The sequence below is a fragment of the Pseudomonas sp. PDM10 genome (assembly GCF_014852295.1).
Taxonomy (GTDB): domain Bacteria; phylum Pseudomonadota; class Gammaproteobacteria; order Pseudomonadales; family Pseudomonadaceae; genus Aquipseudomonas.
In genome coordinates this window covers 700,463-727,113 of record NZ_JACVBJ010000001.1, presented here as the reverse complement: position 1 = coordinate 727,113, position 26,651 = coordinate 700,463, and the positions used below count along the sequence as shown (strand labels likewise).

The window sequence follows — 26,651 nt, the reverse complement described above, 5'->3', positions numbered from 1 at the left end:
ACCACTACCTCAGCCGTTGGGCCCTACTGTCGCAACAATGGTCACTTGCTTGTTGTCAGGAATTTCCTGGTAAGCCAACACATGCAAACCCGGGACTGCCAATCGGCCGAATCGCGACAGCATCGCGCGAACCGGACCGGCTACCAGCAGAATCACCGGTTGACCTTGCATTTCCTGACGCTGCGCCGCATCGATCAACGAGCGTTGCAGTTTCTCAGCCATGCTTGGCTCCAGCAGAACGCCCTCTTCCGAGCCTTGTCCTGCCTTCTGAAGACTATTGAGCAATATTTGTTCCAACCTTGGCTCCAGGGTGATCACTGGCAGCTCGGAGTCAGTCCCTACAATGCTTTGGACGATTGCGCGGGATACACCGACGCGCACCGCGGCCACCAGCGCGGCAGTATCTTGACTCTTGCTGGCATTGTTGGCGATGGCCTCGGCAATGCTGCGAATGTCCCGTACTGGCACCTGTTCGGCCAACAACGCCTGCAATACTTTGAGCAGCTGGGACAGCGACACCACGCCCGGCACCAGCTCTTCGGCCAGTTTTGGCGAGCTTTTGGCCAGCAATTGCATGAGTTGCTGCACTTCTTCGTGACCGATCAACTCGCTCGAGTGCTTGTACAAAATCTGGTTCAAGTGGGTTGCCACTACCGTACTGGCATCGACCACGGTGTAACCGAGGGATTGAGCCTGGGCACGCTGGCTGATTTCGATCCAGACCGCCTCCAGACCGAAAGCCGGATCTTTGGCGGTAATGCCGTTGAGCGTGCCGTAGACCTGGCCCGGGTTGATTGCCAGTTCACGGTCCGGGTAAATCTCCGCTTCGGCCAGAATCACCCCCATCAGGGTCAGGCGATAGGCGCTCGGCGCCAGGTCGAGGTTGTCACGGATATGCACCGTCGGCATCAGGAAGCCCAGATCCTGGGACAGCTTCTTGCGCACACCCTTGATCCGCGCCAGCAATTGACCACCCTGATTGCGGTCCACCAGCGGAATCAGCCGATAGCCGACTTCCAGGCCGATCATGTCGATCGGCGTCACGTCATCCCAGCCAAGCTCCTTGGTTTCCTGAGCGCGAGCCGGCGATGGCAGCAGCTCCTGCTGACGCTTGACCTCTTGCAAGGCCTGGACCTTGACCACGTTCTGCTTCTTCCAGAACAGGTACGCACCGCCCGCCGCCAGGGCTGCCATGCTGAGAAAGGAAAAGTGCGGCATGCCCGGCACGAGGCCCATCACCGCCATCAAACCCGCCGCCACGGCCAACGCTTTGGGCGAGGCGAACATCTGGCGATTGATCTGCTTGCCCATGTCTTCCGAACCGGAAGCACGGGTCACCATGATCGCTGCAGCTGTCGATAAAAGCAGTGATGGCAATTGCGCCACCAAACCGTCGCCGATGGTCAACAAGGCGTACACCCGACCGGCATCGCCGAAGGACATGCCGTGCTGGAAGATACCGACCGCCATGCCGCCGATCAGGTTGATGAACAGAATCAGCAGGCCGGCAATGGCGTCACCGCGAACGAACTTGCTGGCACCGTCCATGGAACCGTAGAACTCGGCTTCCTGGGCCACTTCCATCCGGCGCAGTTTGGCCTGGTTCTGGTCGATCAGGCCGGCGTTCAAGTCGGCGTCGATGGCCATTTGTTTACCGGGCATCGCATCGAGGGTGAAACGGGCGCTCACCTCGGAAATCCGCCCGGCACCTTTGGTCACCACGACGAAGTTGATGATCATCAAAATTGCGAAGACGACGATACCGACCACGTAGTTACCACCGATCACCACCTCGCCGAAGGCCTGGATCACCTTACCGGCGGCGGCATGACCGTCCTGACCGTGGAGCATCACCACCCGCGTGGAAGCCACGTTCAACGCCAGTCGCAACAGGGTCGCCACCAGCAGAATGGTCGGAAACACCGCGAAATCCAGCGGTCGCAACGCGTAAACACAGACCAGCAACACGACAATCGACAAGGCAATGTTGAAGGTGAAGAACACGTCCAGCAGGAACGGCGGCACCGGCAACATCATCATCGCCAGCATGACCAGCAGCAACAACGGCACACCCAGATTGCCTCGACTCAGGTCGGCAACGTTTGTGCGTGCAGTGTTGAATAACTGAGAGCGATCCACCGGTTTTCCCCGTTCCTTTAAAGCAGACTTTTTGACGCCTGAAGCAGGCGCAGAGCGGCTACTGCAAGAAGCCTTCCAACTTTTGCCGAGGCGGGGGAATAGAGGGGGGTATTGAGCGTTTGTAGCAGCTGTCGAGCCTGCTACAAAGGCAACGGACTGCAAACAGGGATCAACGTGCCGTCAGAATCTGCTCTTTGTGGATCGGGCCGAGATGAAGCGTCTTGCCGACCATGTACCGCGTACCTCTAAGCATTTGAAGACCCTCCACCTCTACAAAATCCTCCTCTGCATAACCGAGCACCACGACGGATAAAGGCGCCTTCGAAGCAACAGAAAAGTCGTGCCCTTGCATGAGGTTAAGCGCCCATTGAAAGCGAATGACCGGCAAGTCTTCGACGTTGATCTCGTCCCCATTCTCCCAACGAAAATCCTTACGCGCGACCACCTGCAAACGACCATCGGTCACATTGAATCGGGGCTTTTGATAACACTCCTCCAGCCCTCCACTTGACCACTTGTCCATGTAATTACCCGAGGAAGTGAAGACATCGAACAACGCGCTGTTATTACCAATTTTGCCAGCCGCATCGAAGAAGTAGTTGTATGCATAGTGGTAGCCGAGCCCGTCCAGCTCGGGACGAATCGCATTGATAGGGTTATCCAGATAACCCGGGATATAGGCATTGGCCATTTGCACAAAATGCGTAAAGTCCAGCGCCATGTCGAACGTAGCCGAGTAACTGATCGTGCGCTTTAACCGATCTTCCTCCAGGACTCCCGAAACAAATTCCAACGCCATTCCTTGAAGCTTCCTGTATTCAAGTTCTGCCATGACCGTAACCTCAAATGCCTGAATGAACGCCCCTCCATAGCGATCAACCACTCATTGAACGACCATGGCAAGAACATCGAAGGGGAGAATCCCCAAGGCCATGACATCGTTTAAGAGGAAGCGTGTCTACTGTCAGAACTAACAGGTACACAGCGTTTTCGGACAGACGGCGGTTCTCAAGAATCGCGCCGCAGATCCGGTGGAATCGGCAGGTCGTCCTTGAGCGGATCCGGACGTTTACCCTTGCCGGCGCGGTGCTGGCGGATCTGGTAGACGTAAGCGAGCACCTGGGCGACGGCAAGGTAGAGCCCGCCAGGGATTTCCTGATCAAGCTCGGTGGAATAGTAGATCGAACGCGCCAGTGCCGGCGACTCAAGCAGCAGCACTTGGTTGGCCACAGCGATTTCACGGATCTTCAAGGCCAGGAAGTCGCTGCCCTTGGCGATCAGCATCGGCGCCCCGCCCTTGTCCGGATCGTACTTGAGCGCTACGGCGTAGTGGGTAGGGTTGGTGATGACCACATCGGCGTCGGGGATCGCCGCCATCATCCGACGCTGGGACATTTCGCGCTGCAGCTGGCGAATGCGCTGTTTAACCTCTGGCCTCCCTTCCTGATCCTTATGCTCGTCGCGTACTTCCTGCTTGGTCATCAGCAATTTTTTGTGGCTCTGGTAAAGCTGCACCGGGACATCTACCGCGGCAATCAGAATCAGCCCACAAGCCATCCACAACGTACTCCAGCCCACCAACTGAACGCTATGGATGATCGCCTGCTCCAGCGGTTCATGGGCAATGCGTAACAGATCGTCAATGTCCGAACGCAGGACGGACAATGCAACGAATAAAATCAGCAGGAATTTGGCCAGCGCCTTGAGCAGTTCGATCAGGGCACTGCTGGAGAACATCCGTTTGAGACCCGCCGCCGGGTTCATCCGGCTGAATTTTGGGGCCAGGCTACTACCGGCGAACAACCAGCCACCCAAGGAGACAGGTCCCAGGAATGCCGCCAGCAGCAGCGTCAGCAATATCGGCTGCACCGCCAGAATCGCGATCTTGCCGGAATGCAGCAGGTACTGCCCCATCGCCCCCGGAGTGAGCAACACTTCCCGCGGCAGCGAAAAGTTCAGACGCATGATTTCCAGCAGATCCTGGGCCAGCCCGCCGCCGTAGATCAACAACCCGCCAGCACCGGCCAGCATGGTTGCCAAGGTATTGAGTTCTTTGGATCGGGCAATCTCGCCCTTTTCCCTGGAGTCCTTTTTGCGCTTATCCGTGGGGTCTTCTGTTTTGTCCTGACCACTCTCGCTCTCGGCCATGGCTAGCGCGCCTGTGCCATATCACGTAATAGCTGCAGGGCCTCGGTGGCCAAGGGCTGATACTGATTGAGAATGTCGCCGAGACCGACCCAGAAGATCACCAGACCCAGAACCAGGGTCAGCGGAAAACCGATGGAAAAGATGTTCAATTGCGGTGCCGCCCGCGTCATCACCCCGAAAGCGATGTTAACCACCAACAACGCCGTAATCGCGGGCAAAACCAGCAGCATCGCCGCACCCAGCACCCACCCCAGCTTGTTGGCCATTTCCCAGAAGTGGTTGATCAACATCGCGCTGCCGACCGGCAAGGTGGTGAAGCTTTCCGTCAACACCTCGAACACCACCAGATGCCCATTCATGCCGAGAAACAACAGGGTAACGAGCATCGTCAGGAACTGACCGATCACCGCTGCCGACACGCCGTTGGTAGGGTCGACCATAGACGCGAAGCCCATCCCCATCTGAATCGAAATGATCTGTCCGGCGACGACAAACGCTTGAAAAAACAGCTGAAGGGAGAGACCCATCAATGCGCCGATAATCACCTGTTCAGCGATCAGCAGGAGCGCACTCAGGTCCAGCGCATGAACCTGTGGCATCGGTGGCAGGCCGGGCACGACGACCACTGTGATTGCCAGGGCGAAATACAAACGTACGCGGGTCGGCACCAGGGTCGTGCCAAAGATCGGCATGGTCATCAGTACCGCGCCGATGCGAAACAGCGGCAGTATGAAGGAAGCTACCCACGTGCTGATCTGGGTATCGGTCAGCTGAAGCAGCGACATGGTTTAGCCGATGACCTGAGGAATACTGCCATACAACTGCAGGATGTATTCCATGAAGGTCTGCACCAGCCACGGACCGGCGACGATCAGCGTCACCAGCATTACCAGCAGGCGCGGCAGGAAGCTCAGGGTCTGTTCGTTGATCTGGGTCGCGGCCTGGAACATCGCCACCAACAGGCCCACGAGCAAACTCGGAATCACCAGCACGGCAACCATCATGGTGGTCAGCCACAGTGCTTCCCGGAAGATGTCTACCGCAACTTCTGGCGTCATGGCGATACACCGCCGAAGCTGCTCGCCAGCGTACCGATGATCAACGCCCAGCCATCCACCAGCACGAAGAGCATGATCTTGAACGGCAGGGAAATGATCAGTGGCGAGAGCATCATCATACCCATCGCCATCAGGACACTGGCCACGACCAGGTCGATGATCAGGAACGGAATGAAGATCATGAAACCGATCTGGAACGCGGTTTTCAGCTCGGATGTGACGAACGCCGGCACCAGAATCGTCAGCGGCGCCTGATCGGGCGATGCGATATCAGTGCGTTTGGACAAGCGCATGAACAACTCCAGATCGCTACTGCGAGTCTGGGCGAGCATGAAATCCTTGATCGGCACCTGCGCCTTGGCCACGGCGTCTTGAGCGGTGAGTTTCTCCGCCAGATACGGCTGCAAGGCATCCTGGTTAACACGGTCGAATACCGGCGCCATGATGAACATAGTCAGAAACAGCGCCATACCCGTAAGTATCTGGTTAGACGGTGTCTGCTGCAGGCCCAGGGCCTGACGCAGGATCGAGAAGACGATGATGATCCGGGTGAAACTGGTCATCAGCATGACGAACGCCGGGATAAAACTCAGCGCAGTCATGATCAGCAGGATTTGCAGGCTGACCGAGTATTCCTGGGCGCCGTTGGCGTTGGTGCCCAGGGTGATTGCCGGGATCGATAACGGATCGGCGGAGAACGCCAGCGGCGCGGCCAGCATCAGGGCCAGCGTCAAGACGATGCGTAACGCACCCATTACTTCTTATCCTTCTGATCCTTGCCCAACAGCTCCATCAGGCGCTGGGCAAACTCGGGGGTCGCTTTTTCAGTACCGCTCGGCACTTGCACCGGCTCCTTGAGTACATGCAACGCGGTGATGGTGCCGGGGCTCAGGCCGAGCAGGATCTGCTCGTTGCCGACTTGCACCAACATCAACCGGTCGCGAGGGCCCAGCGCGCGGGAGCCGATCAGTTCGATGACCTGCCCCTTGCCGGCGGGCCCGGCCTGCTGGACTCGACGCAGCAACCAGGCGAGGAAAAAGATCAACCCCAGCACCAGCAGCAAACCGAGCACCAACTGCGTCAATTGCCCAGCCACGCCGCTGCTGACCGCGGGGGCAGCGGCCGCAGTAGCGGTCGCTACCGGCTCGGCAGCCAGAACGCTGAACGGCAACGCCAGCACAAACCCCAGAACCTTTTTCACTCAGCGCAACTTCTTGATGCGTTCGCTTGGGCTGATCACGTCAGTCAGGCGGATGCCGAACTTCTCGTTGACCACCACTACTTCACCGTGAGCGATGAGCGTGCCGTTGACCAGCACGTCCAGCGGTTCACCGGCCAGACGATCGAGCTCGATCACCGAACCCTGGTTAAGCTGCAGCAGGTTGCGGATGTTGATGTCAGTGCTGCCGACTTCCATGGAAATCGACACCGGGATATCGAGAATCACGTCCAGGTTCGGACCGTCGAGGGTGACCGGTTCGTGGTTTTTCGGCACGCTGCCGAACTCTTCCATCGGCAGACGGTTGGACGGCGAACTGGCGGCGTCGGCGGCCAGCAAGGCGTCGATATCGTCCTGCCCGGCATCACCGGTTTCTTCCAGGGCCGCAGCCCATTCATCGGCCAGCGCCTGGTCGTCCTGGGTGTTCATATCGTTAGCCATCAATTTGTCCTCGGCGGGCATCCCTTCAATCAGGAGCCGTCAGTTAAAAGCACAGGGGGTTTGGAGCGCCGGTCAGCGGCGCTCGATCGGCTCGATCACTTGCAACGCGAGGTTGCCTTTGTGCGACCCCATCTTGACCTTGAACGCAGGCACGCCGTTGGCGCGCATGATCATTTCGTCCGGCATCTCGACCGGGATAATGTCCCCCGGCTGCATGTGCAGAATGTCCCGCAGGCGCAACTGGCGACGGGCAACCGTGGCACCGATCGGTACGTCAACGTCCAGCACGTCCTGGCGCAAGGCGTTGACCCAGCGTTCGTCCTGATCGTCGAGGTCCGACTGGAAGCCGGCGTCGAGCATTTCGCGTACAGGTTCGATCATCGAGTAGGGCATGGTCACGTGCAGGTCGCCGCCACCGCCATCGAGTTCGATGTGGAACGTCGACACCACAATCGCTTCGCTCGGGCCGACGATGTTGGCCATGGCCGGGTTCACTTCCGAGTTGATGTACTCGAAGTTCACTTCCATGATCGCCTGCCAGGCTTCTTTCAAATCGACGAAGGCCTGCTCCAGCACCATGCGCACTACACGCAATTCGGTGGGGGTGAATTCACGCCCTTCGATCTTCGCGTGACGGCCGTCGCCGCCGAAGAAGTTGTCCACCAGCTTGAACACCAGTTTGGCGTCGAGGATGAACAACGCGGTGCCGCGCAACGGTTTGATCTTGACCAGGTTGAGGCTGGTCGGCACGTACAGCGAGTGCACGTATTCGCCGAACTTCATTACCTGCACGCCACCGACGGCAACGTCCGCCGAGCGGCGCAGCATGTTGAACATGCTGATGCGGGTGTAACGGGCGAAACGTTCGTTGATCATTTCCAGGGTCGGCATGCGTCCACGGACGATGCGATCCTGACTGGTCAGGTCGTAGCTTTTGACACTGCCGGGTTCAGCAGCGGTATCGGTCTGTACCAGACCATCGTCGACGCCATGCAACAGCGCATCGATCTCATCCTGGGACAGCAGGTCCTGCACGGCCATGTCGTGTTCCTACTGCAGTACGAAATTAGTGAAAAGCAACTGTTCGATGACCACTTTGCCGAGTTCTTTCTGCGCCACTTCCTGGACGCTGGCCGTGGCTTTCTGACGCAACATTTCCTGCCCGACCGGCGATGCCAGGGTGGCGAAGTCCTGCCCGGAGAACAGCATGACCAGGTTGTTGCGGATGACAGGCATGTGGACTTTGAGCGCGTCCAGATCGGCCTGATTGCGACCCTGCATGGTGATGCTCACCTGCATGTAGCGCTGACGGCCGTTCTGGTTGTAGTTGGCCACGAAGGCTGGCGCCATGGGCTCGAAAATCGCTGGCTGCTTGCCGACCGGGGCGGTTTCAGCCGCGGCGGCAGGCTTGCTCTGGGCGCTGTGCATGAAGAACCAGGTTGCTCCCACGGACAAACCGATCGCCAGCAGCAGGGCCACCACGATCACAATGATCAGCTTGAGTTTGCCTTTGGTTGCGGGGTCTTTTACTGCTGCTTCGCTCTTCGCCATGCCAATAATCCGTCACTATTCGGGTTTTCACAGTCGCACGGCAAGGCAAGAGCAAGTGTTATGCCAGAAGTGTCTGAAGGGAGATGGGTGGGACTGATAGCAATTTGAAGAACGCTGCAAATCCACTGTGGGAGCGAGCCTGCTCGCGATAGCGGTTGAACAGTCAATGAAGATGTTGACTGTTCAGGCCTCATCGCGAGCAGGCTCGCTCCCACAGGGATTCGTGTTGGGCTTTATCAGGCGTAGTAGTCGACGGCGCTGGAGCCAATGACGCTGGTGGTGCTGGCCGCTACTTCGGCAGCTGTTGGTGCCAGCTCTTCGTCCATGGAATCGAGACGACCACCGCTGGCGTTGGTGCGTCCCCCCTGACTTTGACCCTGTTGCGCCTGCTCCTGCCCTTGGCCCTGCCAGCCACGAGACTGATCGGACACATTGACATCGACCTGGCCCATGCCCTGCTGCGCAAACATGTCACGCAAGCGATGCATCTGCCCGTCCAGCGCTTCGCGAACACTTGGATGAGCACTCATGAACGTCACTTGGGTCTGCTGATCCGGAACCATGTTCACCCGAATGTCCAGGCGCCCCAGTTCGGCCGGTTGCAACTGGATGTCGGCGGCCTTGAGATTGGCACTGGACAGGTACATGACCCGGTTCACCACTTCTTCGGTCCAGCCGCTCTGATGCATGGCGATCGGTTGATTCACCGGCAACGCGTTGGCGGTTTTCGGCGTGGCCGCCTGGGTCAGTGCCGCCAGACGGTTGGCGAAATCGTCGACCCGGGTATCGCTACTCGCGGACTTCAGGTCCTTGAGACCGTCATCGATAAGACCACTGAAGGCCTTGTCGCCGCCCTGGCTGGTGCTGTCCTTGTCGGCTTGCACATCGAGCATGCTCGCCATGCCGGCGGCGAAGGTTTGCGCCGAGGTTGACTCGCCGTCGGCCTGTGCCTGGGCCGAGGTCGGCGCCGCTTTGGGCTGGGCCTGACTCGCAGCCGAAATATGGCCGCCCTGCTCCATGGCCATACGCACGGCCGGCAATGCATCGAGAGGATCAGCTTCGGGATCGAAATCGGTGTCAGTGCTTGCAACGACCGGAGTCGTTGCCGCCGTCACAGCCACCTCGACCTGCAGTTGCGGGGTGACTACAACGGGCGGAGCGGCCGGTACCGGCGCTGGCACCGCAGGTTGTACTGCCTGCATCAACGCAGGATCCAGCGCCGGGTCAACGGGCGCGGCATCGGCAACCGGCGTCTGCGCAGTATCCGACCCGTCATCACTGGCGGCCTCGTCGTCAGCCTGCGCCGGTTTATCGGCGGGCAAGGATTTGCCGCTATCGGCAACCGCAGGCTCCGCGGCGGCAGACTCGTCGTTGCTGACGTCCTTTTTATCGGGGCTGTCCGGCGCTTTATCGCGTATCGGCCTGGCCGATCCATCATCCACCGCAGAGGGTTTGCTCCGGGCTTGATTGGCGTAGACCTGAGCGAAGCTGGATGCCTTGTCCCCAGGCTCAGCGGCCAGCGCCGGTGTATTGGCGCAAGCGACTTGAGTCTTGGCCTGCGCGGCGGCCTGAAGAAGCGTATTGGGGGTAACGGGCATGGAACGGTCTCCGCTGCACTGGGATCGTAGGTACAGTTGATTGAGATTAGTGCAAAGGTCGAGCCAGACTTGAGCGACAGGCGCTAAAAGCGCCGGACGGTCTCATTGCCAGAGAGGGAACGCTGACGCTCGGCCTCATAGAGCGGCCGGACGAACGCAAATTCGTCATCAATTTCGTCCACCAGTTTTTCAATGCCGGTGAGGCTTTTTTGCTTGGCGCGCTCCTCCAGCTCATGGCACAACTCAGCCAGGCGAATGGCGCCCATGTTGCTGCTGCTGCCCTTGAAGCTATGGGCAGCATTCATGAGCTGCGCGGCATCTTCAGCCTTTCGCAAGATGCGTAAACGCTCTTCGGAATCGGCGAGAAAGGTATCCAGCAACATCGGATACTCATCCTCCATGACCTCTTGCAACGCGTTCAACACGTCGCGGTCCAGGTGTGTGTCAGCCACTTGCTCACTCCTTGATCAAGAATGCGTGGATTATGCCAGAGCCTCCCAGAAAAACTCCACGCGGGCACTTCGACCATCGTCAGACCAACTTGCATTGCGGCCCAGCTGACGGATCAGACTGACGCCACGTCCCGACAGACGGACACCATCAACGGGCCGCTCCATCACCCGCGCGACATCGAAACCCTTGCCACTGTCTTCAACCCGAACAATCAGGCACCCGCCCTCGCCCTTGGGTGTCACCTGCAAATGCACCCGCACGAAGCCGTCCTGCAACGCGTCCAGGCGGGTATTGCGCTGTTGATAATAGCGGGTAAAACCCGAGGCATCGCGCTTGAGCGCCGAATCCAGCCCCAGCACCCCATGCTCCAGGGCATTGGAATACAGTTCGGCCAAAACACTGTAGAGCGCCCCGCTCTGAGCCCGCAGACCGTGGACCTCAAGCAGCAATTGAAGAAGATACGGCAGCGGATTGAAGCGTTTGAGCGTGGCGGCGCGAAATTCGAAACTCACTGACCAGTCCAGCGGGCAGGACTGACCACTGTCGGAATACACCGGCGCCGGCGGGCTCAGTTGTGCGGCCTCCAGCAGACTGACCTCGACCATGCTTACGTCATCACGGGCCTCGCCGCGAAAGTCCCGCAACGCCTGCTCGATCTCTTCGAACAGCTCATCAGGCTGACGATTGGCCGCAAACACCTGCTGCAATCGCTCCACACCAAACAACTGTTCATTGGCATCGCAGGTATCAATCACCCCGTCGGACAACAGGAAGACCCGATCCCCGACCGCCATCGGAAACACCTCGGTGCGGTCAACAAAGGATTGCGGGCTCAGCACGCCGAGCGGTAAATGCCGAGCCGCCAGTGGCGTTCGCTCACCGTTGGCGATGCTGTGCAGGTAACCGTCCGGCATTCCGCCGTTCCAGACCTCCACCGAGCGTCGCTGAAAACTCAGGCACAGCATCGTTGCACAACAGAACATGTCCACCGGCAGGATGCGCTTGAGCTTGGCGTTCATCTCGCGCAGGGTTTCGGACAGGCCGTAACCCTTGGCGGTCATGCCATAGAAAACTTCGGCCAAGGGCATGGCACCGACCGCGGCCGGCAAACCGTGACCGGTAAAATCACCGAGCAGCACATGCATGTCGCCGGCAGGGGTGAACGCGGCCAGCAGCAGATCGCCGTTGAACAACGCATAGGGCGATTGCAGGTAGCGAATATTGGGTGCACTCAAGCAGCCGGAGTGGGCCACCTTGTCGAACACCGCCTTGGCCACGCGCTGCTCGTTGAGCAGGTACTCGTGGTGCTTGGCGATCTGGTCGCGCTGTTGCAACACCGTGGCCTGCAATCGTCGCAAGCGGTCCATCGCCTTGATCTTGGCGCCGAGGATCACCTGGTTGTAGGGCTTTGCCAGAAAGTCGTCGCCCCCGGCCTCCAGACAGCGGGCCAGCGCTTCGCTTTCGGTCAGCGAGGTGAGGAAGATGATCGGCACCAGGGTTTCCCCTGCCAATACCTTGATCTGCCGCGCCGCCTCAAAACCGTCCATCACCGGCATCATCGCGTCCATGAGCACCAGTTGCGGTCGTTGCTGGCGAAACGCTTTGACCGCTTCGGCACCGTTGGCAGCGGTCAGCACCTCATGCCCCTGGCGACGAACGATGGTCGACAGCAGCATGCGATCGGCCGCACTGTCTTCGGCGATCAGGATCGTCAGCGGTTCGAACAAGGCCTGCATGGCGGTCACGCCACGTCGAAGATTTGTTCGAAGTTGGAGATGGCGAGAATCTTGCGCACATCTGCGTTAGCGTTGGTCAACGTGATCTCGGCATTCTCGCCGCCCGCGTGATCACGCAATAGCAGCAGCATGCCGAGCGCTGAGCTGTCGAGGTAGGTGGCATCTTTCAGATCCACTTCGAAGGACTCGGGTTTTGGCGAAAGATTTTCGTAGGATTCACGAAATTCCTGATGCTTGGCGAAATCGAAACGTCCCTTGACCGATATCGTCAGCTTTTGCCCATCTTGGGAGACTTCTGTAACAACTGGCATTTAACGGCTTCCTTGTCATTGGTGAACGTACGTGTACAAGGTTTAGCACTTGGCGAGGGCAGGAGCAAGGCGGGAAACGGTTGAACCCTGCCTGATCAATACGGATCCTGACGCGGCAACCGCTGGGACAACTCATCCAGCAGCTTTTGCTCACGCCGGTCTTCCAGCCGCCGCGCCTCATCCCTGTAGCGCAACACTAGTTTGCGCAAGCCTTCGACCCGGGCAAACGCCTGCTGCCAGGACTCCCGCGCCTTGTTCAGGTTGTTTTGATGCCATACCAGGCTTTGTCGCTGCTGGTCGATGGCGGTCCCCAGTTGCGCAAGAAAGCCTTGATAACCCAGCAGCCATTGGCCCGACACGCCACTGCTGCCGCGCACGATCCACTGCTCCTGGTAATCGAGACGAAAGGCTTCGAGGTCAGCGAGTTTACTTTCCGCCAGACGGACTTGCCCCTGAAAGTGTCCCAGACGCAGGACCGCGGTTTTCTCGGCCTTTTCGGCCATTTCGACCACGGGGGCCAGGCGCGAGGCTCGGCTCTGGGCCATGGCCGGTTAGCCGCCGGCCGCGGGAGCGAAAATCGTGCCGAGATAGGCTTCGCTTTCGCCCAGGCCGATGCTGTCGTTCAGGCCCTGGCGCAGGTATTTCACCAACTGCGGTTGCAGGGAGATCGCCAGGTCGGTTTCCCGATCACCACCGGCGACGTAGGCGCCGACGCTGATCAAGTCTCGACTCTGTTGATAACGCGACCACAGTTGCTTGAAATACTGGGCGCGCATCATGTGTTCCGGCGTAACCACCGACGGCATGACCCGGCTGATGGACGCTTCGATATCGATGGCCGGGTAATGACCTTCCTCGGCCAGGCGCCGGGACAGGACGATGTGCCCGTCGAGCACGCCTCGCGCGGCGTCGGCAATCGGGTCCTGCTGATCATCGCCTTCGGACAGTACGGTGTAGAACGCAGTGATCGAACCGCCGCCCTTCTCGGCATTACCGGCCCGCTCCACCAGTTTCGGCAGTTTGGCGAACACCGATGGCGGATAGCCCTTGGTCGCTGGCGGCTCGCCGATGGCCAGGGCGATTTCCCGCTGGGCCTGGGCAAAACGGGTCAGGGAGTCCATCAGCAACAGGACATTCTTGCCCTTGTCGCGGAAATACTCGGCGATTCGCGTGCAGTACATCGCCGCGCGCAGACGCATCAGAGGCGCATCGTCCGCCGGGGACGCCACCACGACCGAACGCTTGAGGCCTTCTTCACCGAGGATGTGCTCGATGAATTCTTTAACTTCACGACCCCGCTCACCGATCAGCCCGACGACGATGATGTCGGCCTCGGTGAAGCGGGTCATCATGCCCAACAGCACACTCTTGCCCACGCCAGTACCGGCGAACAGGCCCAGACGCTGACCGCGACCGACCGTCAACAAACCGTTGATGCTGCGAATGCCCACGTCCAGCGGCTCGCTGATCGGTTCGCGCTTGAGCGGGTTGATGGTCGGGCCGTCCATCGGCACCCAGTCTTCGGCCTTCATCCCGCCCTTGCCGTCCAGCGCGCGACCGGCGCCATCGAGCACCCGCCCGAGCATGCTCATGCCCATCGGCAGACGGCCGGTATCGGCCAGAGGAACCACACGAGCACCGGGAGCGATGCCGGCAACACTGCCGACCGGCATCAGAAACACCTTGCTGCCGGAGAAGCCCATGACTTCGGCTTCGACCTGCACCGGGTGATAACTGTCGTCGTTGATGACCATGCAGCGGCTGCCCATGGCGGCGCGCAAGCCCTCGGCCTCGAGGGTCAGGCCGACCATGCGCAACAAGCGGCCTTCAAGGATCGGCGCGCCTGCAAGCTCCGTGGCCTCGGCGTAACTGCCGAGGCGCTTGGCGAAGCTGGTGCGATCAAGGCGCATCGGGAACGTCCGGTTCAGGTTCGACCGGCACGACCGCTGGTTTGTCGCTGATCGGCAGTTCCAGGCTCAGATCCGGCTCGGCCGGATGCAAGACCTGTTCGTGCAACTGATCGAAGAGCTTGTCCATGACCCGCGCAACGCGGGTTTCGACCGTGGCATCAATGCGACTGTGTTCAGTCTCGACCCGGCAACCGCCGGGCAACAATGCCTCGTCCTCGACGATGCGCCAGGTTTCTTCATGACGCTCGCGCAGGGCTTTGACCTGCTCGAAATCTTGCGGATTGATGTACAGCCGCACATTGCCCACGCCCAGCGGCAAGAGCTTGAGGGCCTCGCGCATGACGTGTTCGATTTGCGTCGAGTCGATGGCCAGTTCGCGCTGAATCACCTGTTTGGTGATGTGCTGCACCAGGTCGACCAGGGACTTTTCGATCAGGGTGTCCTGCTCGGCGATAGGCTCGAACAAATGCCCCATCAGTTGCTCCAGAGCGGCAATTTTGGCGGCCAAGGCCACCTCGGCCTCCTGGCGGACCTTGAGCGTAGTGCTGTGGAAACCTTCTTTCTCGCCCGTGGCGAAGCCTTCGTTGTAGGCCTCCTGGCGAATGCTTTCGAGTTCTTCGAGGGTCAGTGGCTGGACTTCATCCAGTGGCACTTCTTCCATTTCCGGCGGCTCGGGCTCAGGTTCCGGCTCGGGTTCCGGCACGAACGGATCGAAACTGGGCAGCGACCAGACGTCGAAACCATCGACGTCCTTGCCGCGGATCAGGTCGGTGTTGGACTCATCATGTTTGGACGACATAGTGACCTTAGATCATCTCTTCGCCGCCCTTCCCGCCGAGAACGATTTCTCCGGCTTCGGCCATACGGCGGGCAATGGTGAGGATTTCTTTCTGCGCGGTTTCCACGTCGCTGACGCGCACCGGGCCTTTGGCCTCGAGGTCGTCGCGCAACAGTTCGGCCGCCCGTTTGGACATGTTCTTGAAAATCTTTTCTTTGACGCCTTCGTCCGAACCCTTGAGGGCCAGCACCAGCACGTCGGAGGACACTTCACGCAGCAACGCTTGAATACCGCGATCGTCGACATCGGACAGGTTGTTGAACACGAACATGAGGTCTTCGATCTGACCGGACAGGTCTTCGTCGACTTCGCGAATCGAGTCCATCAGCTGACCTTCGATCGAGCTGTCGAGGAAGTTCATGATATCCGCCGCGCGCTTGATGCCACCCAAGGTGGTGCGCGAAGCATTCGAGTTGCCGGAGAACTGCTTCTCAAGAATCTGGTTGAGTTCTTTCAGGGCCGCTGGCTGCACGGTATTCAGCGAGGAGACCCGCAGAATGATGTCCAGGCGCACCTTGTGGTCGAAGTTGCCGAGCACTTCGCCGGCCTGGTCCGGATCAAGATACGCCACCACGATCGCCTGGATCTGCGGGTGCTCGTAACGGATCACGTCGGCGACGGCACGCGGTTCCATCCACTTCAGGCTGTCGAGGCCACTGGTGTTGCCGCCCAGCAGGATGCGGTCGATCAGGCCGTTGGCCTTGTCTTCGCCCAGGGCCTGGGTGAGCATTTTGCGCACGTAGTCATCAGAACCGACGCCGAGGCTGGTCTGGTCGCCGACGATATCGACGAACTCGCTCATCACCTGCTCGACCTGCTCGCGGTGCACGTTACCCATCTGGGCCATGGCCACACCCACCCGCTGGACCTCTTTAGGCCCCATGTGGCGCAGCACTTGGGCGGCGTCGGTCGAACCCAGGGACAGCAGCAGAATCGCGGCTTTGTCGACCTTGGACAGTTTGGCGGCAACGGCTCGGTTATCACTCATCTGCGTTAATCCACTCTTTCACGACCTGGGCCACACGACCCGGATCTTCTGCCACCAGACTCTTGATTGCGTTCAACTGTGCGTCATAGCCTTCGCTCGGGCTCGGCAGCAGAATGCTGGTCGGGCCACCGAGACTGACGCGGTCGTTGGCCAGTTCGCCGTCCAGGCCGCCCATGCCACCCAACTCGACGTCGCTGCCGATGCCTAGATGTTTATCTTTGCCGCCGCCGGTGATGTTGTTGAGCACCGGACGCAGCACACCGAACACCAGCACCAGGATGAACAAGACACCCAGTACTTGCTTGACGATGTCCCAGAACCAAGGCTGGGAGTAGAACGGAATTTCGGCAATCACTTCACCGCGCTCGGCGGAGAACGGCATGTTGATCACGCTGACGCTGTCGCCACGGCTGGCGTCGAAGCCGACGGCGTCCTGTACCAGGCGAGTGAAGCGCGCCAATTCATCGGCGGTCCACGGTGCACGGGTGGTTTCACCGTTGGCCGCGTTGATCTTGACCTGGTCATCCACCACCACCGACACCGAGAGGCGATTCAAACGGCCCTGCTGTTGTTTGGTGTGGCTGATGGAACGGTCGAGTTCGAAGTTCTTGGTGGACTGTTGACGCTTGTCCGCCGGGTACGGTGCAAGCATAGGCTGGCCGGTGGCCGGGTCCATGATTTGCTGACCGTTGGCATCCAGCAGTGGCTGGCCTGGCTGCACCATGCCGGCCGACGCGGTAGCGCCACCAGTGGTTTGCGGCGCCGAGGCAGGCGACGGCGGCTGGTTGCTCAGGGCACCCGGCACACCTTGCGGGCCATTGCTGGCGGTACGTTGTTCGTTGACCGACTGCTCGCTGCGCAACGCCGGCTGGTCCGGGTTGAACTGCTCGGAGGTCGACTCGACAGCGCTGAAATCCACATCGGCCGAGACTTCGGCTTTATAGCGATCATTGCCCAGCACCGGTTGCAGAATGTTGTGCACGCGCTGAGTCAGCATGCTTTCCATGCGACGGCTGTAATCGAATTGCTTGCCGGCCATGGTCAGCTCGGAATTTTCCGCCTGATCCGACAGCAGGTTGCCCTTCTGGTCGACAACAGTGATCTGGGATTTGCTGAGTTCGGGAACGCTGGTGGCCACCAGGTTGATGATTGCCAGCACCTGACCCGGCTCCAGCGAGCGGCCGGCGTACAGTTCCACCAGAATCGAAGCGCTCGGCTTGCGCTCATCGCGCACGAACACCGAACTTTTCGGAATCGCCAGGTGCACGCGAGCACCCTTGACGTTGTTCAGGCTGGAGATGGTGCGAGCCAGTTCGCCTTCGAGACCGCGACGATAACGGGTCGCTTCCATGAACTGGCTGGTACCCAGGCCCTGGTCCTTGTCGAGGATTTCAAAACCGATGTTGCCATCGCTGGGAGTGACACCAGCGCCCGCGAGTTTGATTCGCGCACGGGACAGGTCATCGGCCTTGACCAGCAAGGCACCGGAGTTCGGTTCAACGGTATAGGGAATGTCGGCTGCGGCCAGGGTATCCATGACCTGTTTGGCGTCCATACCGGCAAGGCTGCCATACAGAGGCCGGTAGTCCGGCTGCTGGGACCACAACACCACGGCAAAGCCAATCGCCACGCTCGCAGCCAGGCCGACCAACAGGCCCACCTGACGCAACATGGTCATCTCGGAGAGGTTTTCCAGGAAGGACAACCCGAACAGCGGCGGCTTGCCATCTATTGGAGTGGCCTTGGCCGGAACATTATCGGCGACTGCTTCTGCCATGACTCAATCTCGTCCTTAAACCGGCATCTGCATGATGTCTTGGTATGCCTGAACCAGCTTGTTGCGTACTTGGGTCAACGCTTGAAAAGACACGCTGGCCTTCTGCGAGGAAATCATCACGTCCGTCAGGTCGACGCCGCTCTTGCCGATCTCGAAGGCACTGGCCAACTGATTGGACGCCTGTTGGGTGTCGTTCACTTTATTGACGGCCTGACCGAGCATGTCGGAAAAGCTGCTGCCACCCATTTCAGGAACAGCGGCAGTCGATTTCGACGCAGACATGGCATCCATTTGCATGGAACGCATGTCCAACATCAATCGATTAAATTCAATACCTTGGCTCATGGTCTACTCTCTCTGGCGACCCGCAATTTTTTGACACTCACTCGGCGGGTAGTGAGGTGTTAGCAACAAGGGTGCCAGCTCCGTGGCCGCTCTAAACAAAAGCCGTCCCGGGCTTTGCATGGCTAACGAATCAGGTGGCGAACAAATAAGCTTCCACGTCCATTCCGGCATCACGCATCTGCGCCAGCTTGTAACGCAGGGTGCGCGGGCTGATGCCCAAGCGCTCGGCGGCCTCTTTGCGACGGCCGCGTTCGGAGCGCAAGGTGTCGATGATCATCTGGAACTCACGACGACGCAGGTCATCACCCAGCGCCCCGGCCGACTCGGATTCGACCTCCACGGTTCGCACGGACGCTGGCGCCAAGGCTGGCAACGGCGCACAGGCGACGGGCCCGGCCAGACAGAAATCCTCAGGCTGTATCAATCCGCCCTGCTGCAGGATCAGCGCCCGCTGAATCGCGTTATCCAGCTCCCGCACATTACCCGGCCACGGATAACCGATCAGGCACGCCTGAGCCTCGGGCGACAACCTTGCCGCGGCATGCTTCATTTTATTGACGTACTTGCCCAGAAGACGCTCAGCCAATGGCAGGATGTCGGCGGTACGTTCGCGCAACGGACGCCAGGCCAGCGGAAACACCGACAGGCGATAGTAAAGGTCTTCACGAAAACGCCCCGCTGCCACTTCAGCGGCCAGGTCACGGTTGGTGGTCGCCACGACTCGAATATCCAGCGTGATCGGCTTGCGAGCGCCGACTCGCTCGACTTCGCGCTCCTGCAATACCCGCAGTAACTTGGCCTGAAGGCCCAGGGGCATTTCGGAGATTTCATCGAGCAGGATCGTGCCGCCATCGGCTTGCTCGAACTTGCCGGCCTGCGCTGCGATGGCGCCGGTGAACGAACCCTTTTCGTGACCGAACAAGGTGGCTTCGAGCATGTTGTCCGGGATCGCTGCACAGTTGATCGCAATGAACGGCTGACTGGCGCGGCGAGAGTGCTGATGGATGTAACGCGCCAGCACTTCCTTGCCGGTCCCGGACTCACCGGAAATCAACACCGTGGAATCACTGCGCGCCACCCGTGCGGCCAATTCCAGCAATTGCGCACTGGCCGGCTCGAACGCTACCGGCCCCTCGCCCTCGGTCGCACCGAGACAGCCCAGCGCATGTCGCGCCACCAGATCGAGCAAGGCTTTGGGCTCGAATGGCTTGACCAGGTAATCCGCTGCGCCCTGACGCATCGCATCGACCGCCCGCTCGACAGCACCGTGAGCGGTCATCAGCAACACCGGCAGCTGCGGCTGACGAGTGCGCAGCAATCCGAGCAGTTGATGGCCGTCCATGCCCGGCATGTTGACGTCACTCAGCACCAGGTTGAACGCCTCGGCACCGACCGCCCCCAGCGCTTCTTCGGCCGAGCCTACGGCTTTGAAATCGTGGCCGGCGAGCAACAGCGTATCGGCCAGTGCTTCGCGTAGCGCGCGGTCATCCTCGACCAGTAAAACCTTGATTGCCATGTCCTTCACTCCGCGCCTTGAGCGCTGGGCTTTTCACCCGAAAAAAGTGGCAGGATCACCTGCGCACACGTGCCGCGACCAAGCCGCGAGCGCAGCTGCAATTCTCCTTGATGAGCACGCGTCACTGCCTTGACCACGGTCAGGCCGAGGCCGGTTCCGGTGGTTTTAGTGGTAAAGAAGGGTTCACCCAGACGCGCCAGTACTTTCGTATCGATGCCACTACCGCTGTCGCTGACCGCTACATGCAGGTTGTTGTCACGGGTATAGAAATGGACTTTCAAACGCACATCGCCGGCGCTGGCCTGAATGGCGTTCTCGATCAGGTTCAGGATCGCCCCGACCAGCGTGTCGCGATTGCACAACAACTCGCCCGAATGACAGTCGCACTGCCAACGAATCGGCAGATCCTGCACATGGGTCAGTGCTGCCGCCTGCAGCGACTGCATCAGCACTTTGGGCGTGACGCGATCGGTCAGCGGCAGCTCGCCGCGCGCAAACACCAGCATGTCGCGAACCTGATGTTCCAACTCATGCAGACGCTCTTTCAGGCGCCCGGCAAAACGTTGCTGGGTCTCGACCGGCAACGCTTGCTCAGTCAAATGACTGGCGTAGAGCAAGGCGGCGGACAAGGGGGTACGAATCTGATGAGCAAGCGAAGCGACCATTCGGCCGAGGGATGACAGACGCTCGTGGCGGGCCAACTGATCTTGCAGATGACGGGTTTCAGTCAGGTCGTTGAGCAACACCAACTGACCGGGCTCGGCATCCAGCGAGCGCGTTGAGATCGACAAGCGCCGACCGTCCTTGAGCGAGATTTCGTGACCGTCGTCTTCACGGGGCGCAAAGCAGCGGGCAATGACATGACGCCACAGCTCGCCTTCGAGGGGCAGACCGAGCAGTTCGCAGGCAGCGGGGTTGGCTTCGCGCACGATGCCTTGAGCATCGATGACGATGACGCCGCCGGGCAACAGATCGAGGAGGTTTTGCAGCCGGTTGGCCAAGCGTTCTTTTTCCGCCAGCTCCTGCATGCGCTGAGCACTGACTACCGCCAGCTCACCCTTGAGCTCGGTGACCCGGGCTTCGAGCATGCTGTAGGAATCGGTCAATTGGCTCGACATCTGGCTAAACAGTGCAAACGCCTGCTCGAGGCCAAGCCGGCTCGCCTGCTCTACGGACGACGGTTGCCCCGAAGCGTCAGGGACAGGAGACATCTGGGCGGCTTGGGGCATCGTGCTCTCTCGCTTGGCTGACCGTCAGTGAAACGGAACGTTGCGAGGGACGTAGCAATACCCGTGCCTAAAAAAAACCGCCTACAAATGAAGGACTTGAAAAACAGGCGTCAATCATCTGCCTGTTCATCACCGTCACGACGGCTCATACCGTACTTGCGCATCTTTTCCACCAGCGTGGTGCGACGAATACGCAGCCGCTCTGCCGCGCGCGCCACGATGCCATTGGCATCATCCAGCGCCTGCTGAATCAGCCCTTGCTCCAGACCACCGAGGTAGTCCTTCAGGTCCAGACCTTCCGGTGGCAGCATGGCGCCGGCAGAGAAGTCCGGAGTATGACCGTTGATGGCCACGCGCTCTTCAAGATCGCTGCGAAAGCTGTCGACCAGTTGCTCATCTTCGTCGTCGACGTAACGGAATTTCTTCGGCAGCTCGACCACGCCGATCACCCCGTACGGATGCATGATCGCCATGCGCTCCACCAGGTTGGCGAGTTCGCGGACGTTGCCCGGCCAGCCGTGGCGACACAGCGACATGATCGCCGCGGAATTGAAACGGATCGACCCACGCTTCTCGTGCTCCATGCGCGAGATCAACTCGTTCATCAGCAGCGGAATGTCTTCGACACGCTCGCGCAGTGGCGCCATTTCGATCGGGAACACGTTCAGGCGGTAGTACAAGTCTTCGCGGAAGGTACCGATCTCGATCATGCTTTCGAGATTCTTGTGGGTTGCCGCGATGATCCGCACATCGACGCTCTGGGTCTTGTTGCTGCCCACGCGCTCGAAGGTGCGCTCCTGCAATACGCGCAGCAACTTGACCTGCATCGGCAACGGCATGTCACCGATTTCATCGAGGAACAGCGTGCCGCCATTGGCCAGTTCGAAACGCCCGGCGCGACTGGTGATTGCCCCGGTGAAGGCGCCCTTCTCGTGGCCAAACAGTTCGCTTTCCAGCAACTCGGCCGGGATCGCGCCGCAGTTGACCGGTACGAACGGCGCGTCACGACGCTTGGAGTGATAGTGCAGGTTGCGCGCGACCACTTCCTTGCCGGTCCCGGACTCACCGAGGATCAGCACACTGGCGTCGGTGTCGGCGACTTGCTGCATCATCTGACGGACGTGTTGAATCGCCCGGCTGGTGCCGACAAGGCTGCGGAAAAGATTGGGCTCACGGTGACGGCCGCGCTCGCGGGCCTGGTCGTACATCTCGCGATAGACCTGGGCACGGTGCAGGGAGTCGAGCAATTTGCTGTAGCTGGGTGGCATCTCGAGGGTCGAAAGCACTCGGCGGCGCTGGTCTTCAGGCAAGTCAACGGAAGAATTATCGCCCATTAACAAAACCGGAAGGAACTCATCCCAGGTCGAGAGTGTCTTTAACAGGCCCACGAGTGCGCCAGGAGCATTGACCGTCCCGATGAGGACACAGATTACTTCACGACTTGATGACAATGAGCCGACAGCCTGCTGCCAGTCATGGCTACCGCAGGGTAAATTTTCTTCGCCAAGAAAATTTAAAATCACCGCCAGGTCGCGGCGGCGGACGCTATCGTCATCAATCAGCAGAATTTTGGTTTCACGCCACATGCAATAGCAACTTCCCTAGTCAACTCAATGCCCAAAATGATGGGGCAAGCTAGACGCTTGCAGACACGTTATGCCTGTAGACGCCTGAAATCTGGAACCAGCCACTAGTTAAGTCAAAAAACCGTGCACAGTCAAATTTATGGCGCACTATGTTTGGATTAACCGGGGATTAATTAACCGAACAGATGGTAAACCTTTGCCGCGCTCTGTGCTTGGTGGATCTGCGACATCTCATCAACTATCGCTTGCCGCTCCCCCGTAGCCGCCTCAAGAAGCTGTTTATACACCCCCAACAACTCCTCAAGATTGTCGCGTAACGCGGCCTCGTCCACCGAAGCTTCACTCAAGACGTCTTCCATGCAGGAACGGCAAGCCAGGTCCAATTGACCGATGGCCTCCCAGTTGCGCTCGGCCAGTGCACCGACCAGCGCTTCGCGGGTTTGTTCGATTCGCTGCAATACAAGACTCATGGTGATCTCCCTTAAAACTGCGGACCCGGCGCGGCGATGGCATCCCAGCCTTCTTTTACCGTGCGCAGCAAACCAGCGACTTCATCGAGAATCCGCGGGTCGCTCTTGATGTTCGCCTCGGCGAGACGCTTCATCATGTAAGCGTAGAGACGGTCAAGTTCACCGACGGTATCGGCGTTTTTTTCAAGATCCAGGCCTTCGCGCAAGCCGCCGATGATCCCGATAGCCTTGCTGATCGACGATCCCTTGCCGGGAATGTCCTTGCGCTCCATCGCGCCTTTAGCCTGGGCAATGCGATCCAGGCCGCCTTCCATCAGCATTTGCACCAGACGGTGCGGACTGGCTTCGGAAGTCTGGGCCTGCGCTCCAACTTTCTGATATTGCCGAAGGGCCAACATCGGATTCATGTTCTACCTCGTTGCCACTCAATGACTCGTATGCAGTGTATCGTCCACGAACCCAAAAACTTTAGATCAGAAGACAAAAACCCGGCGTACGCCGAAAAGCGTAGCCGGGTTTTTGTCATCAACTCATGACTACTTGCTGGACTGCTGAGCGTTCAACGACGCGAAGAAACCAGTAATGTTGCTGGCGGTGGCCTTCATCTGGCCGACCAGCAGATCCATCGCGTTGTACTTGGCAGTCAGGGATGCAGTCAGGTTGGTCACCCGCAGGTCGAGTGCCGACTGCTGAGTGGTCAGGTCCTTTTGCACCCTGCTCAGGCTGTTGTTGCGCTGATCAAGGATACCGCCAGTCTGGGAATAAGGCGTGATCGCCGCCGACATGCGCGCCAGCAGGCCATTTTTAGTGTCAGTACCCGTGAACAAAGTCTGTACCGAACTGCTCATCCCCGGAGTCGCCATAGCCTTGGCGTACTTGGTCGCATCGATCGTCAGCGCACCGGTCTTCTGATCGGTCTGAACGCCCAACTGCGACAGCACCGATAATTGACCGCCCGCACCCGGCGCCACCAGCTCATTGCGCACGGCAGTGATCAGGTTACGTGGCAGGGAATCACCGGTCATTGCCGCCCCGATGGTCGGGTTGCCTTCATCATCGAGGCTTGGCTTGGTCAGCTTGGTCAGGGTGTTGATCACGTTGTTGTAAGCATCGACGAACGATTGCAACGAGGTTTTCAGCCCTTCGGTATTGGTGCCTACCGTGACCGTAACCGGTGTCGCACTTTTCGCCACCAGAGTCATGCTGATACCGCCGACCGCCTGACTAATCGTATTGCTTTTGCTGGTGACAGTCAGACCATCGATCATGACCGATGCATCCGCGGCCAAACCACCAATATTACCGGAATCCCCGGCGGCCGGGGTGCTGCCCAAACTGTTGGTCCCGTCGACTTCCAGGCCGGCAATGCCGCTGACCTTTAGATCCGAACCTGCGCCTGTCACCGTAGAACCGATAACCAATCGCGAGCCATTGGCGTCGGTGACAATGTTGGCGCTGATACCTTTGCCCTGCAGCGTAGTGTTGATTGCGTCACGGGTCGACTGCAAGGTCGCGCCGCTCGCGATCGTCACCGGATAATCAATACCATTTTGACTGACTTTCAATGTACCAGTCGGAATGGCACTGCTGGCACCGCCGGCAAACGCCGCACTGGCCACTTTCGAACCGGTCGCCAGATTATTCACTGTAACGCTGTAGCTACCGTTTACCGCGGTGTTATCCGAGGTGACGGTCAACGTCGCCGGCGTACTCGACGTCGCGTTAAACCCCGAAAATGAAGGCGCGTCTCTTTTACCCAGGTTGGTCATGGCGGTCTGGAACGCCGCCAGCGCTGATTTCAAAGCACCGGTAGCAGAAATCTTGGCCGTGTTGATGGACGTCTGATTGGTGATCAGCGTCTGCTTGGCAGATTTGTCGGAGTTGACCAGCGCGGTCACGATCGCACCGATATCGAGACCGGACCCTAGACCCGAACCCGGTAAAATTGGACTTGCCATGTGCATCTCCCTATCTGTATTTCGCCGGTCTTTTGACCACTAGGCGCGGCCAATGAACGTACAAACACGTTTCATGCCAGTGTCAGGCTTTCATATCGAACAACACGTTACTGGCGTTGTGCAGGCTTTCAGCCAGCTTCATGGCTTCCGCCGACGGAATCTGTCGAATCACTTCACCGGATTCACTGGCGATTACCTTGACGATGACTTTGCCGGACGATTCATCGATGGAAAACTCGAGATTACGCTTGACCGACTGAACGAACTTTTCAATCTCCTGAACAGCCATCTTCAACTTATCCGAATTGTCAGAATCCGAGCTTTTACCCACTGCAGTGACAGCCTGGGTGCTTTCGACGCGAGGCTTTTCAGCCGGCTTATCGGTAGTGCTGACCGCCGGTTTCGCGGCAGGGTAAGACAAGTTCAGCTTCACGCTCATGTCCATGACCATCACCTCTTAAACGGAAAAAGCGAGAGAGCACGCAAGCGCACTCCCCCGCCAAAACCCAATCCGATATTACTGAAGCAGTTTCAGTACAGCGGATGGCAGCTGGTTAGCCTGGGCCAGAACAGCGGTGGAAGCTTGTTGCAGAGTTTGCTGTTTGGTCAGGTTAGCGGTTTCTGCGGCGAAGTCGGTATCTTGTACGCGACCTTGTGCAGCAGTAACGTTTTCAGTGATGTTTTGCAGGTTGGAGATGGTGCTGGTCAGACGGTTTTGCGAAGCACCCAGGTTTGCACGGGTAGCGCCGATCTGAGCGATTGCAGCGTCGATCGCGGTGATCGCGTTGTCGATGTTGGCTTGAGCACCGGTAACGGTTGCCCCGGTCAGAGCCAGAGTAGCTTTGTCTACCGACATGCTGACGGCGTCGAACTTGGAGCTGAGCACCAGGTCGATGTGGTTGGCAGTACCAGTGGCGGAGCCAACTTGCAGCTGTACAGTACCAGCCGAACCGTCCAGCAGGTTCTTGCCATTCAATTGAGTCGAAGCAGCGATACGGGTCAATTCGTCAGACATCTGAGCGAATTCGGAGTTGGTTGCAGTTTGGTCAGCAGTACCGTTGGTGCCGTTACGCGCTTGTACAGCCAGTTCACGCATACGTTGCAGAATGTTGGTCGATTCTTGCAGAGCGCCTTCAGCGGTCTGAGCCATCGAGATACCGTCGTTGGCGTTTTTAACTGCAACGTTCTGACCGCGGATCTGGCTGGTCATACGGTTGGAGATTTGCAGGCCGGCAGCGTCGTCTTTAGCGCTGTTGATTTTCAGGCCGGAAGACAGACGAGACATCGAAGTCGACAGAGCGTCGGAAGCGCGGTTCAGGTTTTTCTGAACGTTCAACGACGTGGTGTTGGTGTTTACTGTTAAAGCCATGACGAATTCCT

General features: G+C 59.0%; 28 protein-coding genes. All 28 read right to left on the bottom strand.

The features are described from left to right. Nucleotides 1-9: 9 nt before the first annotated feature. Nucleotides 10-2,139 (bottom strand): flagellar biosynthesis protein FlhA, encoded by a 2,130-nt coding sequence (flhA, locus tag IB252_RS03445; protein ID WP_111451886.1) that lies wholly within the window; start codon nt 2,137-2,139, stop codon nt 10-12. 169 nt (nt 2,140-2,308) lie between these two features. Then, the gene (locus IB252_RS03440; RefSeq protein ID WP_192406806.1) at nt 2,309-2,971 is read right to left on the bottom strand and encodes a hypothetical protein; all 663 of its coding nucleotides are present in this window, start codon (nt 2,969-2,971) and stop codon (nt 2,309-2,311) included. Nucleotides 2,972-3,147: 176 nt separating this feature from the next. Then, the gene (flhB, locus tag IB252_RS03435) at nt 3,148-4,287 is read right to left on the bottom strand and encodes a flagellar biosynthesis protein FlhB (RefSeq protein ID WP_192406804.1); all 1,140 of its coding nucleotides are present in this window, start codon (nt 4,285-4,287) and stop codon (nt 3,148-3,150) included. A 2-nt stretch (nt 4,288-4,289) separates the two neighbouring features. Beyond that, on the bottom strand, nt 4,290-5,072 hold the full coding sequence (gene fliR / locus IB252_RS03430; RefSeq protein WP_008151086.1) for a flagellar biosynthetic protein FliR: 783 nt from the start codon (nt 5,070-5,072) through the stop codon (nt 4,290-4,292). 3 nt (nt 5,073-5,075) lie between these two features. Next, complete coding sequence (fliQ, locus tag IB252_RS03425; protein ID WP_007948918.1) at nt 5,076-5,345, bottom strand: flagellar biosynthesis protein FliQ; 270 nt, start codon at nt 5,343-5,345, stop codon at nt 5,076-5,078. Further along, nucleotides 5,342-6,100, bottom strand: a complete 759-nt coding sequence (gene fliP / locus IB252_RS03420; RefSeq protein ID WP_008151084.1) for a flagellar type III secretion system pore protein FliP — start codon at nt 6,098-6,100, stop codon at nt 5,342-5,344. The genes fliQ and fliP overlap by 4 nt, the downstream gene beginning before the upstream one ends. Beyond that, on the bottom strand, nt 6,100-6,546 hold the full coding sequence (gene fliO, locus IB252_RS03415; RefSeq protein WP_111451882.1) for a flagellar biosynthetic protein FliO: 447 nt from the start codon (nt 6,544-6,546) through the stop codon (nt 6,100-6,102). Before fliO ends, fliP begins: the two co-directional genes overlap by 1 nt. Then, a complete protein-coding gene (gene fliN / locus IB252_RS03410; RefSeq protein WP_111451927.1) occupies nt 6,547-7,005 on the bottom strand; it encodes a flagellar motor switch protein FliN in 459 nt (152 codons plus the stop codon). It abuts the gene before it with no gap. Between the two features lie 72 nt (nt 7,006-7,077). Then, nucleotides 7,078-8,046, bottom strand: coding sequence for a flagellar motor switch protein FliM (gene fliM / locus IB252_RS03405; protein ID WP_008151077.1), 969 nt, complete (start codon nt 8,044-8,046; stop codon nt 7,078-7,080). A gap of 9 nt (nt 8,047-8,055) precedes the next feature. Continuing rightward, complete coding sequence (gene fliL, locus IB252_RS03400; protein WP_111451881.1) at nt 8,056-8,556, bottom strand: flagellar basal body-associated protein FliL; 501 nt, start codon at nt 8,554-8,556, stop codon at nt 8,056-8,058. Nucleotides 8,557-8,792: 236 nt separating this feature from the next. Continuing rightward, entirely contained in the window at nt 8,793-10,154 is a 1,362-nt protein-coding gene (locus tag IB252_RS03395; protein ID WP_192406802.1) for a flagellar hook-length control protein FliK, read from the bottom strand. A gap of 83 nt (nt 10,155-10,237) precedes the next feature. Further along, nucleotides 10,238-10,606: an Hpt domain-containing protein gene (locus IB252_RS03390; RefSeq protein ID WP_192406800.1), complete on the bottom strand. Its 369-nt coding sequence runs from the start codon at nt 10,604-10,606 to the stop codon at nt 10,238-10,240. Nucleotides 10,607-10,636: 30 nt separating this feature from the next. Continuing rightward, the gene (locus IB252_RS03385) at nt 10,637-12,343 is read right to left on the bottom strand and encodes a fused response regulator/phosphatase (RefSeq protein ID WP_192406798.1); all 1,707 of its coding nucleotides are present in this window, start codon (nt 12,341-12,343) and stop codon (nt 10,637-10,639) included. A gap of 5 nt (nt 12,344-12,348) precedes the next feature. Beyond that, nucleotides 12,349-12,654: an STAS domain-containing protein gene (locus IB252_RS03380; protein ID WP_111451877.1), complete on the bottom strand. Its 306-nt coding sequence runs from the start codon at nt 12,652-12,654 to the stop codon at nt 12,349-12,351. Between the two features lie 95 nt (nt 12,655-12,749). After that, nucleotides 12,750-13,199: a flagellar export protein FliJ gene (gene fliJ / locus IB252_RS03375; RefSeq protein WP_056742083.1), complete on the bottom strand. Its 450-nt coding sequence runs from the start codon at nt 13,197-13,199 to the stop codon at nt 12,750-12,752. A gap of 6 nt (nt 13,200-13,205) precedes the next feature. Continuing rightward, complete coding sequence (gene fliI / locus IB252_RS03370) at nt 13,206-14,564, bottom strand: flagellar protein export ATPase FliI (RefSeq protein ID WP_008151063.1); 1,359 nt, start codon at nt 14,562-14,564, stop codon at nt 13,206-13,208. Further along, a complete protein-coding gene (gene fliH / locus IB252_RS03365) occupies nt 14,554-15,363 on the bottom strand; it encodes a flagellar assembly protein FliH (RefSeq protein ID WP_111451876.1) in 810 nt (269 codons plus the stop codon). The genes fliI and fliH overlap by 11 nt, the downstream gene beginning before the upstream one ends. A gap of 7 nt (nt 15,364-15,370) precedes the next feature. Further along, entirely contained in the window at nt 15,371-16,390 is a 1,020-nt protein-coding gene (fliG, locus tag IB252_RS03360) for a flagellar motor switch protein FliG (RefSeq protein ID WP_007948903.1), read from the bottom strand. Next, on the bottom strand, nt 16,383-18,167 hold the full coding sequence (gene fliF, locus IB252_RS03355; protein ID WP_111451875.1) for a flagellar basal-body MS-ring/collar protein FliF: 1,785 nt from the start codon (nt 18,165-18,167) through the stop codon (nt 16,383-16,385). The genes fliG and fliF overlap by 8 nt, the downstream gene beginning before the upstream one ends. A gap of 15 nt (nt 18,168-18,182) precedes the next feature. Then, the gene (gene fliE, locus IB252_RS03350; RefSeq protein ID WP_111451874.1) at nt 18,183-18,512 is read right to left on the bottom strand and encodes a flagellar hook-basal body complex protein FliE; all 330 of its coding nucleotides are present in this window, start codon (nt 18,510-18,512) and stop codon (nt 18,183-18,185) included. A 130-nt stretch (nt 18,513-18,642) separates the two neighbouring features. Further along, complete coding sequence (gene fleR, locus IB252_RS03345) at nt 18,643-20,028, bottom strand: sigma-54-dependent response regulator transcription factor FleR (protein WP_192406796.1); 1,386 nt, start codon at nt 20,026-20,028, stop codon at nt 18,643-18,645. Nucleotides 20,029-20,033: 5 nt separating this feature from the next. After that, a complete protein-coding gene (locus tag IB252_RS03340) occupies nt 20,034-21,239 on the bottom strand; it encodes a sensor histidine kinase (RefSeq protein ID WP_192407569.1) in 1,206 nt (401 codons plus the stop codon). A 128-nt stretch (nt 21,240-21,367) separates the two neighbouring features. Beyond that, nucleotides 21,368-22,843, bottom strand: a complete 1,476-nt coding sequence (locus IB252_RS03335) for a sigma-54 dependent transcriptional regulator (protein WP_192406794.1) — start codon at nt 22,841-22,843, stop codon at nt 21,368-21,370. Nucleotides 22,844-23,016: 173 nt separating this feature from the next. Beyond that, the gene (locus IB252_RS03330) at nt 23,017-23,313 is read right to left on the bottom strand and encodes a flagellar protein FliT (protein ID WP_192406792.1); all 297 of its coding nucleotides are present in this window, start codon (nt 23,311-23,313) and stop codon (nt 23,017-23,019) included. Nucleotides 23,314-23,324: 11 nt separating this feature from the next. Next, nucleotides 23,325-23,720, bottom strand: coding sequence for a flagellar export chaperone FliS (fliS, locus tag IB252_RS03325; protein WP_192406790.1), 396 nt, complete (start codon nt 23,718-23,720; stop codon nt 23,325-23,327). A gap of 129 nt (nt 23,721-23,849) precedes the next feature. After that, nucleotides 23,850-25,271, bottom strand: a complete 1,422-nt coding sequence (fliD, locus tag IB252_RS03320; RefSeq protein ID WP_192406788.1) for a flagellar filament capping protein FliD — start codon at nt 25,269-25,271, stop codon at nt 23,850-23,852. 82 nt (nt 25,272-25,353) lie between these two features. Next, nucleotides 25,354-25,716 carry a flagellar protein FlaG gene (locus IB252_RS03315; RefSeq protein WP_192406786.1) on the bottom strand — a complete coding sequence of 121 codons (363 nt, stop codon included), beginning with the start codon at nt 25,714-25,716 and terminating at the stop codon, nt 25,354-25,356. 72 nt (nt 25,717-25,788) lie between these two features. Continuing rightward, nucleotides 25,789-26,640, bottom strand: coding sequence for a flagellin domain-containing protein (locus IB252_RS03310; protein ID WP_192406784.1), 852 nt, complete (start codon nt 26,638-26,640; stop codon nt 25,789-25,791). Nucleotides 26,641-26,651 lie beyond the last annotated feature (11 nt).